At 46.2% G+C, this 11777-nt stretch carries 11 protein-coding genes; 1 reads left to right on the forward strand and 10 read right to left on the reverse strand.

Going from position 1 to position 11777, the window contains the following annotated elements; translation table 11 throughout:
- Positions 1-5: 5 nt before the first annotated feature.
- The 5 genes from rlmH to leuS form a co-directional block, all read right to left on the reverse strand.
- Positions 6-476, reverse strand: a complete 471-nt coding sequence (gene rlmH, locus VRK_RS04415; protein WP_059120268.1) for a 23S rRNA (pseudouridine(1915)-N(3))-methyltransferase RlmH — start codon at positions 474-476, stop codon at positions 6-8.
- 3 nt (positions 477-479) lie between these two features.
- Positions 480-797, reverse strand: a complete 318-nt coding sequence (gene rsfS / locus VRK_RS04420; RefSeq protein ID WP_059122643.1) for a ribosome silencing factor — start codon at positions 795-797, stop codon at positions 480-482.
- Positions 798-918: 121 nt separating this feature from the next.
- The gene (holA, locus tag VRK_RS04425) at positions 919-1944 is read right to left on the reverse strand and encodes a DNA polymerase III subunit delta (RefSeq protein ID WP_059120269.1); all 1026 of its coding nucleotides are present in this window, start codon (positions 1942-1944) and stop codon (positions 919-921) included.
- 18 nt (positions 1945-1962) lie between these two features.
- Positions 1963-2583: an LPS-assembly lipoprotein LptE gene (locus VRK_RS04430; protein WP_059120270.1), complete on the reverse strand. Its 621-nt coding sequence runs from the start codon at positions 2581-2583 to the stop codon at positions 1963-1965.
- A gap of 312 nt (positions 2584-2895) precedes the next feature.
- Entirely contained in the window at positions 2896-5469 is a 2574-nt protein-coding gene (gene leuS / locus VRK_RS04435; protein WP_059120271.1) for a leucine--tRNA ligase, read from the reverse strand.
- 121 nt (positions 5470-5590) lie between these two features.
- On the opposite strand from leuS, the gene VRK_RS04440 reads away from it, so the two are divergent.
- Positions 5591-6067 carry a zinc ribbon-containing protein gene (locus tag VRK_RS04440; RefSeq protein ID WP_059120272.1) on the forward strand — a complete coding sequence of 159 codons (477 nt, stop codon included), beginning with the start codon at positions 5591-5593 and terminating at the stop codon, positions 6065-6067.
- Between the two features lie 19 nt (positions 6068-6086).
- Here VRK_RS04440 and lnt read toward each other — a convergent pair whose 3' ends face one another.
- From lnt to miaB, 5 genes are all read right to left on the reverse strand, one after another.
- Positions 6087-7604, reverse strand: a complete 1518-nt coding sequence (lnt, locus tag VRK_RS04445) for an apolipoprotein N-acyltransferase (protein ID WP_059120273.1) — start codon at positions 7602-7604, stop codon at positions 6087-6089.
- 48 nt (positions 7605-7652) lie between these two features.
- Positions 7653-8528 carry a CNNM family magnesium/cobalt transport protein CorC gene (corC, locus tag VRK_RS04450; RefSeq protein ID WP_059120274.1) on the reverse strand — a complete coding sequence of 292 codons (876 nt, stop codon included), beginning with the start codon at positions 8526-8528 and terminating at the stop codon, positions 7653-7655.
- 78 nt (positions 8529-8606) lie between these two features.
- Positions 8607-9068, reverse strand: coding sequence for an rRNA maturation RNase YbeY (gene ybeY, locus VRK_RS04455; protein WP_059120275.1), 462 nt, complete (start codon positions 9066-9068; stop codon positions 8607-8609).
- Entirely contained in the window at positions 9065-10162 is a 1098-nt protein-coding gene (locus VRK_RS04460) for a PhoH family protein (RefSeq protein WP_059120276.1), read from the reverse strand. Before VRK_RS04460 ends, ybeY begins: the two co-directional genes overlap by 4 nt.
- A gap of 69 nt (positions 10163-10231) precedes the next feature.
- Positions 10232-11656, reverse strand: coding sequence for a tRNA (N6-isopentenyl adenosine(37)-C2)-methylthiotransferase MiaB (miaB, locus tag VRK_RS04465; protein WP_059120277.1), 1425 nt, complete (start codon positions 11654-11656; stop codon positions 10232-10234).
- Between the last annotated feature and the right edge of the window lie 121 nt (positions 11657-11777).

Raw genomic sequence — 11777 nt, forward strand, 5'->3', positions numbered from 1 at the left:
TCGTACTATTCTCGATGATAAGGATGGTTGGTTGTGACGCTCCAGGCTCGGTACAAACTTTCAGCCATCACAATACGGACTAAAGGGTGAGGGAGCGTAAGGGGTGATAAAGACCAGCTTTGTTCTGCGGCTTGTTTGCAGGCCGGTGATAACCCTTCGGGCCCACCAATTAAGATCGAGACATTCCGGCCATCTAATTTCCAGCTTTCCATCTGTTGTGCCAACTGATGGGTATCCCAGCGTTTTCCCGGAATATCGAGTGTGACAATCCGATGCCCTTTCGGAATTGCAGCAAGCATCGCTTCCCCTTCCTTATCCAGTATTCTGGGGATATCTGCGTTTTTACCACGCTTGCCTGCGGGGATCTCAATAAGCTCTAAAGGCATATCATGCGGGAAGCGACGTTGATATTCGTTGAATCCCTGTTCAACCCATTGGGGCATTTTTGTGCCCACAGCAACTAGCTGAATCTTCACACTTTAGCTCCAGAGTTTTTCAAGCTGATAGAGCGATCTCTGTTCTTCCTGCATGACGTGTAACATTGATGTTCCCATATCCAGAACGACCCATTCTCCCTCTGAGTTACCTTCAATCCCTAGGGGAGATATGCCTAATTTTTTGGCTTCGCTGGCGACATGATTGGCAATGGATGATACATGACGTTTTGATGTTCCGGTGCAAATCACCATATAGTCTGTAACACTTGATTTCCCGGTTACATGAAGTGCTGTGATATTTTCGGCTTTCATATCATCTGCTTTATCAACTAAAAAATTTTTCAGTTCTTCGTGTTGCAATGAAATTTCCTCTAACTTTGTCTTTACTTTTAAACGACTCATTTTTATCAGCAGATTTGAATTACTCAAGTTTTCGAATCTGTTTTAAGTTTTTCAAACCTACTTAAAGTATATCATGCTTTTAATCAGGCAAAGCGGACGTCAAACCAGCTTGGGTAAATTGTAGGCTGAATGCTTGAAGCAACGGCCATGGATTGATGTCATAGCGAGTTTTTACCGAGAGTTCAATGTGAGTCAATGTCTGGATCAGCATGTATAGTTGGTCTGCACTGAGTCGGTTTAATGCATTCACATAAAGTGAACGCTTATTTTTCCAGATTCGATGTTTATCCATCAGTGAATGAAGCGATGCGTCTTGCTGCTGTGCATGAAGGGTGGTCAGTAACCGCAATTCTTTCTGCACTGAACGTAGCAGTAATACGGGTTCAGTGCCTTCGGCTTCTAGCTGACGTAAAATGCGCTGGCAACGGTTGGATTTTCCATCCAGCAAAGCATCCGTCCAGTTGTAGACAGTAAAATGATTATGCCGGGACAGCGAAGCTTCGACTCGGATCAGTGTCAGTTGACCATCAGGATAGAGCAACGCTAGCTTTTCCAGACTCTGGGCAAGAGCCAGCAGGTTTCCCTCATGCCATTGTGCCAACATCTGTAAGGCTTCAGGATCGGGAACTAGTTTCAGCTTCCGGCAACGCTGCATGACAAATTGTGGCAGACGATTGAGATCCGGTGTCAGGCAGTTTACCAAACAGCCTTGTGTGGCTAAGGCTTTAAACCATTTGGTATTTTCCTGCGCTTTGGTGAGTTTATTGCCGATCACGACCAGAATCGTATCCGGATGCAACATCTCTCCCAGCGCAAGTAACTGCCCGCTTAGCTGAGCGTTCATATTACCGTCAGGGAGCGTTAGCTCGACCAATTGTTGGCTTGAAAACAAACTAAATGCCTGAAAATGGTCAAAGACTTGGTGCCAATCCAGTGTACTGTCCGCCTGATAGCGGTAGATTTCAGTAAAACCTTGCGCTTTGGCTTTCTGGGCAATTGAGAGCCGGGACTCTTGCAATAATAATGGTTCATTTCCGAATAGGAGATAAACGGGCATCAACTGATGTTGAAGATGTTCCGGCAATTTTTCCGCAAATATACGCATCAAAATCTCAGTTAAACTCTATTGGTTTATCGTGTGCTGATCCGTTGAAACCTCAGTGGTTGACACATGACTATTGTTATCACCCTGCTCAGATATGTTGCGTTGCCGTGAACGCGCTGAACGTTCAGACAAAGTCAGATCTGGTTTTAAACGAGCCATGAGACGAATAATCTGAGATGAAGCAAGTTGACGCATCTCGTCAATGAGCATGGCACTTTCCATCGACTTCGCCAAAGCTGTTAACGGGTTGTCCAGATAACTACGGGTGACAGTCGTGGTGAACGTTTTGGTACCGACGTCAGGAACTGTGACTCGGAAAGTCGCATTGAGAGTCAGTTCTTTTTCCGCTGCGATCGTGTTTTGATAAATAGACAATGTCCTTGATGAGATCGTTTCGCTGACTAGATGTAAATTAGGAATGTCTTTAGTCGGTTCAACGATCTCAATCTCATTCAGTCTCAGCCGGTTTTTAACCATTCGGGTAAACTGACTGTATTGGTCGTAGCTGGTCACAGATAGCTTATCTAAAGCTTCCGGAACATCATAATCTCCCCGTAAATGAAAACCGCAGGCCGTCAACGAGAGTGTCAACAATGCCAGGAAGATATGTCGTAATAATGAGGGATGAAGTGAACGCATTCGAGTCCTATTTTAATCAATTGAACAGAGATAGTTCCAGACAATCACACCGTAGTGACAAACCATCGATGATGTGAAATATCCTGTTCTTAAATCACAAGAGTCAGTAAACATCATAAACTTCTGTTTACTGACTCGTATCAAGTGATTTAGTTCATCACAATTAAAGATGTGGTGTTATTCTTGGAGTAACGCACAATCTTTTAGTCACGTACAACTTGCATGTGCAAACATGTTGTTGTTAACCGGCAAATTCATTTATAACATGCAATTCGTTGTTAACATACAATCGGTTGTTAATAGACAATCCGATTAGTTTGCCACAATGCTCAGTAGTTTACCCGGAACATAGATCACTTTCCGGATCGTTAGGCCATCCGTAAATTTCTGCACATTCTCGTCTTGAAGTCCTAAGCTTTCAACTTGTTCTTGGGGTGCATCTGCGGCAACGGTCAGTTTACCACGTACCTTACCATTGACTTGTAGAACAATCAGTTTTTCATCTTCGACCAGCGCTTTTTCATCGTAGGCCGGCCAAGGGGCATGATCGAGATCCGAACCGCCTAAAGCTTGCCACATTTCAAAGCAGATATGCGGTGTAATTGGCGATAGCATCACCACAATGGCTTTGAGTGCTTCGTCCAGTATGGCGCGATCCTGAGGATTTTCCTGCGGCGCTTTACCCAATTTGTTCATCAATTCCATGATCGCGGCGATCGCGGTGTTGAACGTCTGGCGGCGCTCAATATCGTCGGTGACTTTCGCGATGGTTTTATGAACTTCTCGACGGAGCGCTTTTTGTTCGTTATTCAATGACTGCGGTTCGACGGCAGGCGCTTCGCCTTGACTGGTGTGCTCAAGTACCAGTTTCCAGACACGTTTCAAAAAGCGGTTTGCCCCTTCAACGCCCGACTCCTGCCATTCCAAAGTCATATCTGCAGGGGAGGCAAACATCATAAACAGTCGGACAGTATCTGCACCGTATTTATTGACCATTTCTTGCGGGTCGATACCGTTATTCTTCGATTTTGACATTTTGACCATGCCGGAATGTTCCACCTGACGCCCTTGGGCATCGACAGCTGAGGTGATACGCCCTTTGCCGTCACGCTCAATTTTAACTTCAGTTGGTGAAACCCACTCTTTACCACCTTTTTCATTCTGGTAGCTGAATGCGTCAGCCAGAACCATACCTTGACACAACAATTTCTTGAATGGTTCATCAGAAGAGAGATAACCGGCATCACGCAGAAGTTTATGGAAGAAACGCGAATAGAGCAGGTGCATACAAGCGTGTTCAATCCCGCCTACATATTGATCGACGGGTAACCAATAGTTGGCTTGCTCGGTATCTACGATTTGATCCGCTTGCGGTGAACAATAGCGAGCGTAATACCATGAGGATTCCATAAACGTATCGAAAGTATCGGTTTCACGCAGTGCGGGTTGACCGTTATAAGTCGTTTCAGCCCATGTTTTGTCTGCTTTAATCGGGCTGGTCACGCCATCCATCACGACATCTTCCGGTAGCAGTACGGGTAATTGATCGGCGGGCACCGGGTGAATTTCACCGTCTTGTGTGGTGACCATCGGAATTGGCGCACCCCAGTAGCGTTGGCGAGATACCCCCCAGTCACGCAAACGGAAGTTGACCGTCTTGTGTCCTTTGCCTTGTGATTCGAGTTTGGCGGCAATGGCATTCAGCGCTTGCTCGAAGTCTAGTCCATCAAATTCACCAGAGTTGAATAAGACGCCTTTATCGGTATAGGCCGCTTCAGAAATGTCAAGAGCGCTGCCGTCTGCTGGTTGAATCACCGGCTGAATATCTAGGCCATATTTAGTCGCAAATTCAAAGTCCCGTTGATCGTGTGCCGGAACAGCCATGACCGCCCCAGTGCCGTAATCCATCAGAACGAAATTAGCAATGTAGACTGGCACTTCACGTCCGTTAAGCGGATGAATCGCTTTCAGACCTGTGTCGATACCTTTCTTCTCCATCGTTGCCAGTTCGGCTTCTGCGACTTTGGTGTTTTTACACTCATCAATGAATTTCTCGATTGCCGGGGTATTCTGCGCAGCAATTGCTGCTAGCGGGTGGCCCGCTGCGATACCGACATAAGTGACACCCATCAACGTATCCGGACGAGTCGTATAGACTTCCAGTGCGCCATAGTTTGGTACATCAAACTGTAACTCAACTCCTTCTGAGCGGCCAATCCAGTTACGCTGCATGGTTTTTACCATTTCCGGCCAGCCGTCCAGTGTGTCCAGATCGTCAAGCAGTTCCTGAGCGTAAGCGGTAATTTTGATAAACCATTGCGGGATTTCTTTCTGTTCGACGGGGGTATCACAACGCCAGCAGCAGCCGTTCTCTACCTGTTCGTTGGCCAGCACTGTTTGATCGGTCGGGCACCAGTTGACAGAAGAGGTTTTTTTATAAACGAGGCCTTTTTCATAGAGCTTGGTAAAGAATTCTTGTTCCCAGCGGTAGTATTCAGGGCGACAGGTTGCAAATTCCCGGTTCCAGTCATAACCGAATCCCAGTAATTTCAACTGGTTTTTCATGTATTCGATATTTTCATAGGTCCATGGTGCCGGCGCAGTTTTATTTTTGACGGCCGCATTTTCAGCCGGAAGACCGAATGCATCCCATCCGATTGGCTGCATGACATTTTTACCTTGCAGGCGTTGAAAGCGGGAAATCACATCACCGATCGTGTAATTACGTACGTGTCCCATGTGTAGTCGGCCACTTGGGTACGGAAACATAGATAAACAGTAAAATTTTTCTTTGCTGGGATTTTCTGTAACAGTAAAGGTTTTGCTGTTTTCCCAATACGCTTGAACTTTGGGCTCAATTTCTTGTGGATTATATTGTTCTTGCATCGATGATGTCCGATTATCTTGGATTTGTGAGTTCAGTTAGAACAGGTACGAATAGATCGACATAGAATACCTAAAGCGAGAGTACACAACAATAGTCAATCTAGTTTGGAAGAGGTTTGTCATGTCAAAACATAAATCGGGATATGAAACTCTGTTGCAAGAGGTGATTGAAACCGTAAAACAGAGTCCGGAAGGGTTGCAGAATGCTATCGAAACATCGGAGAAAGTGGTTCAGGCTGCGTCTGATATGACTAAAGATGAATTGGCACTGATTTCTGCCTATATGAAAGCCGATTTGCATGAGTTTGCTGAGCATTATGAGGAAAGCAAAAGTGGTCCTTTTTCAGTGATGATTTCTAACTCAATCTGGGAAGCGTTGGCATCGATTACGGACAGAACGGCTTTAGAATGGGCGGAACTGCATCATGAACTGGATCATCAAGGGTCATACCGAGCAGGCGATGTGATTGGCCTTGGTGTACTGGTTTGCGAGCACTGTGGCCATAAAATGGAATACAACCACCCGACAGAAATTATCCCTTGTACGACCTGCGGTCACGATCAGTTCAGCCGGGTTTCTGTTCACTCAAAAGCGTGAGAGAAAGGCTGAATCTTTTTCACTCGTCACGTGAGCGGGTGGTGATAAATCCTAAGCATAAGCTGAACGCTATCCAGCCATAAAGTGGCCACGATCCCAACATGCGATAAGGCGTTTCTCCTTGGGTCGGTGTCAGCGTTGCTTTGAGAACGCCAGCTTCAAATTGCGGCAACCGATGGGTGATCTTTCCCCGATAGTCGGTGATGGCTGTTACCCCATTATTGGTTGAACGAATCAGAGGGATTCCCAGTTCCAGAGCCCGCATTCTCGCTATTTCCATATGCTGGAGCGGGCCGATAGAACGTCCGAACCAGGCATCGTTTGATAAGGTTAGCAGGAAGTCGGTCTGGTCTGTGACGTTTTCCCGGATCTGCTCATTAAAGACGATCTCATAGCATAAGGCTGCGACAAAGAAACGGCCATTTGCCTGAATATTCGACTGAATATAAGGGCCCGGAGAAAATGATGACATTGGAAGATTGAACAGCGGAGCCAGTGGTCGTAGCCATTGTTCAAACGGGACAAACTCACCGAATGGCAGGAGATGGTGTTTTTCATATTTAGGTCTGTTTGTACTTGGGTATGCCGGCGTTCCCTCGCCGAGCGCAAGAATACTGTTATAGAAAGTACGATTATTCGGTCGGGTTAATATTCCCGTGAGCAGCGCCGAGTGATTTTGTCGGGCAAGTCCATCCAAAGAGCCGAGATAGGCTGGGACTTCATGTTCAAAAGCTGGAATTGCTGCTTCCGGCCAAATAATAATATCTGCACCCCAATTTTCTTGTGTGTAATCTGCATATTTCATCAGCGTCGGCCAGCGCTCACTGGGACGCCATTTGAGAGCTTGATCGATATTGCCTTGAACAAGAGCTATGGTGGTCTGACGGTCTGGTTGTGGCGAAACCCAGTGAACAGAATTGAGGCAAGCTGCAATCCCATAAATCCCGAATGGGACGAGCAGGCTAAGCCATTGCCGTTGCAAAGTTAGGTATGTCATCGCGGCTGAGGTTAAGGCAATCGCCAGTGTGACCAGTTCAACGCCACCGATGGGAGCATAATTTGCCAAAGGCGTGTCGATTTGACTATATCCGAGCCAAAGCCATGGGAATCCGGTGAAAACCCATCCCCGTAGCCATTCGTTGACAAGCCAAAGGGCAGGGATCACTAACAGATAGCGGATTGCGGACTCTCGAGGAAAATATCGGTTCAGGACGTAACCAAACAAGGCCGGATAAAGTGCCAGATAAGTGGAGAGTAACCCCATCAACAGGATACTGACCACTTTCGGAACACCACCAAACGTATCAATACTGACGTGAATCCAGTAGACCCCGTGACCGAAGAACCCCAGCCCCCAAAATAGGCCCAGTAGGAAAGCTTGTTTTGCTGAGCGCTGGTGTAACAGGAGAAATAAGAAATACAGCGAAAAGAATGCTAACGGCCACAGTGCGTAGGGTGCAAAAGCAAATGACCCGATGGCACCAGAAAAAACGGCCATTAGTGGCCGTATAAAACGAGAATAGTTTGAATTAGACATCAGCTTATTATTATTTTGCTCGATAGAGGGTGATTACTGATTATATTACTATTCCTGAAACTCTTCTGAAACGGTTTCAACGTCAGGAATTGTGACTTGTAGTTGAACAACGCGTCGGTTATCCGCACTGGTCACCTTAAACTGATAGTCTGCCAATTGCACTACTTCACCCCGTTCAGGGAGGTGACCGAATGCTGTCATCACCAGCCCGCCAACAGTATCTACTTCGTCATCGCTGAAATTAGCACCGAATGTCTGATTAAAGTCTTCAATCGGTGTCAGTGCGTTGATGGAGAACGTATGTTTGCTGAGCTTACGGATATCCTGTTGTTCTTCATCATCAGTTTCATCTTCGATATCCCCGACGATTTCTTCCAGTATATCCTCGATTGTAACAAGCCCGGACACACCACCAAATTCATCGACAACAATCGCCATGTGATAGCGTTCTTCCCGGAACTCTTTCAATAACCGATCGACACGTTTACTTTCAGGGACAATAACCGCGGGACGGATGACTTCATCGATATGAAATGGTGTACATGTTGAACCGAGATATTTGAGTAGATCTTTTGCCAGCAAGATACCATCAACATGGTCTTTATCTTCACTGATGATCGGATACCGTGAATGTTGGGCATCTGTGATTAAGGTGATTAGTTTGTCGAGAGAGGCATCTCTGTCAATCGTCACCATTTGATAGCGGGGTATCATGATATCCCGAACCCGCATTTCAGAAATTTGAATGACCCCTTCCAACATTGCTTTTGTATCGTGGTCGATCAGGTCATTAATTTCCGAATCCCGGATAACTTCTACCAATTCCTGTCGATCTTTGGGGTCGCCCTGAAAAAGCTGACCTAAACGTCCGAAAAAGGACTTCTTACTCGGACCTTCAGAATTCTGCGAATTGTCTTCGTTCATTGTTACTCTATTCAGTCACGCTATCAGACGTGTGATAGCACACATCGTAGAACAGGGGAATGCTGCTCATCTGCTCTACTATTTCTCTGTTAAATATGGGTCTTGATAACCCAATTTCAACATGATTTCTGTTTCGAGTGACTCCATTTCTACAGCTTCGTCATCGTCGATATGATCATAACCTAACAGATGAAGGCTACCATGTACAACCATATGCGCCCAATGAGCGAGCAACGGTTTATGCTGCTCATCGGATTCTTGTTCGACAACTTCGCGGCAAATCACCAGATCACCTAACAGATCAAGTGTTACACCCGGTGGTGATTCAAACGGAAATGACAGCACATTGGTCGGTTTGTCTTTTCCGCGATATTGATAGTTTAGCTGCTGACTTTCAGCATGGTCAACAATTCGAATGGTGACTTCTGTCTGGGTCTGAAAAGGGGATACAGCAGCCGTGAGCCAACGAGAAAAATCCGCTTCAGAGGGAATGGTTTCCGGATGTTCTACTGCAACTTGTAAATCAAGTACAATACTCATGACTGGTCAGACTCCGGTACGGTTGGTGAAGCGTCTTGCTGCTCTTCAGCTGCGCGGCTCTGTTGTGTTTCGCGGCGTCTTCTCTCGTATTCTTTTCGCTCTTTTTGATCCTGAGCTTCCCATTTTTCATAAGCATTGATAATCCGGGCAACAACTGGATGACGAACGACATCATCTGCTTGGAAGAAATTAAAGCTGATTTCATTGACCTCACTCAGCACTTCTACCGCGTGACGAAGCCCTGATTTGGCACCACGAGGCAAGTCAATTTGAGTGACATCACCGGTGATGACTGCTCTTGAATTGAAACCGATACGGGTCAGAAACATTTTCATCTGTTCGACCGTGGTATTCTGACTTTCATCCAGGATAATAAATGCATCGTTGAGTGTCCGGCCTCGCATATAGGCGAGAGGAGCCACTTCAATCACGTTTCTCTCAATCAGCTTTTCAACCCGTTCAAAGCCAAGCATTTCAAACAGAGCATCATACAGTGGTCGCAGGTAAGGATCGACTTTCTGGCTGAGATCACCCGGGAGAAATCCGAGTTTCTCACCCGCTTCAACTGCCGGGCGTGTTAACAGAATACGGCGAATTTCTTGTCGTTCGAGTGCATCAACGGCAGCAGCCACGGCAAGATATGTTTTCCCTGTCCCGGCGGGGCCGACACCAAAAGTAATATCATGCGTCACCATATTCATCAGATATTGCGCCTGATTCGGTGTTCTGGGTTTGATCATCCCTTTCTTCGTTTTGACGAAGACTTCTTTCCCGTGCTCAAAGGAAGATTCAGTATTCTGTTCCAGAATACCGGACTCTTTGATAGCTAGGTGAATTTGTTCAGGCTCAATATCCGGAATCTGTCCCCTGAGCGGCGCCGTATTCACATAAAGAGTTTTGAGAATATCGATGGCGGCCGTTGCGGTATGCGGTTTACCAACGACGGTGAACTGGTGGTTTCGGTAATTGACTTCAACGCCCAGACGACGTTCAAGCTGCTTTATATTATCGTCAAACGGCCCACACAGACTTGCAAGGCGACGGTTATCGGATGGTTCTAGGCTGATTTCCAGTGTGATAATTTTATTACTCAATGTGACCTCTCATGTGCCATCCGCGGGTTTCCGATTTTGACCGGAAACCGGATGGTGAATTGTTCGAGACTAAGGGGTAAACGTAGCAACTCCCAGTTCATTTTCTCGACGTGTCTTTTGGATTATCTCCAGCGGAGAAGTGACAACGCGTAGATCCATTTCTTGCTCGGTACGAATTAATTCACCGCGCAGAGAGTTCGGGAAAACATCTACAATTTTGACATCAACAAACTGACCGATCAGTTCTGCTGAGCCTTCAAAATTCACAACGCGATTGTTTTCTGTTCTACCGCGTAATTCCATTAAATTCTTTTTCGACGGGCCTTCAACCAGAATACGTTGCTCGGTACCTAACATCAGACGCGAGTAGCGCATGGCCTGACTATTAATGGTTTGCTGTAATTCATAAAGGCGCTCTTTCTTAACTTCTTCGCTCAGATCACAAGGGTAATCTGCTGCCGGCGTACCCGGGCGAGGAGAGAAGATAAAACTGAAACTCATATCAAAGTCTACATCTCGAATCAGTTTCATCGTGTCCTGAAAGTCTTTATCTGATTCTCCGGGGAAGCCGATGATAAAATCAGAGCTGATTTGAATATTCGGACGTGCTTTGCGAAGTTTGCGAATGATGGATTTATATTCAATGGCCGTATGTGGGCGTTTCATCATTGTCAAAATACGATCGGAACCACTTTGTACGGGTAGGTGCAGGAAGCTCACCAATTCAGGAGTATCTTCGTAAACCGCAATAATATCGTCGGTAAATTCCAACGGATGGCTGGTGGTGAAACGGATTCGGTCAATACCATCAATCGATGCGACCAAACGCAATAGTTCTGCAAATGAGCAAATCTCACCGTCGTGTGTTGCACCGCGATACGCATTGACGTTCTGGCCGAGCAGATTGACTTCACGAACACCTTGTTCGGCAAGTTGAGCAATTTCATACAGCACATCATCCATCGGACGACTGACTTCTTCACCCCGCGTATATGGTACTACACAGTAAGTGCAGTATTTTGAACAGCCTTCCATGATGGAAACATAGGCTGTTGCCCCATCAGCCCGAGGTTCAGGCAGACGGTCGAATTTTTCAATTTCCGGGAATGAAATGTCCATGACGGGCGCTTCGGTAGATTGAGACTGCTTAATCATTTCCGGCAGGCGGTGCAGGGTTTGTGGCCCAAATATAACATCAACGAATGGTGCCCGTTCACGGATATGATCACCTTCTTGAGTGGCAACACAACCACCGACGCCGATGACAACGCCCGGTTTATTATCTTTTAAATTTTTCCAGCGACCTAATTGATGGAATACTTTTTCTTGAGCTTTTTCTCGGATTGAACAGGTATTCAATAGTAGGACATCTGCTTCCTCTGGTTCTTCTGTTAACTCATAGCCACTCGCTGCATTGAGTAGGTCGGCCATTTTGGATGAATCATATTCATTCATTTGGCAACCCCAGGTTTTAATTAGCAGTTTCTTACTCATCTCACTTTCGCTCGTTTTGTCTGTCTGAATGCTTTGGAGCCCATGCCCCTAGTATATACTGAAATTACCGTACTGACGGTAAGCGGCGTATTGTACTGTTTTCAAAACCTGCTGACCAGTG

Origin of the sequence: Vibrio sp. MEBiC08052, from assembly GCF_001506075.1 — a bacterium.
In the GTDB taxonomy this organism is placed as follows: Bacteria; Pseudomonadota; Gammaproteobacteria; order Enterobacterales; family Vibrionaceae; genus Vibrio.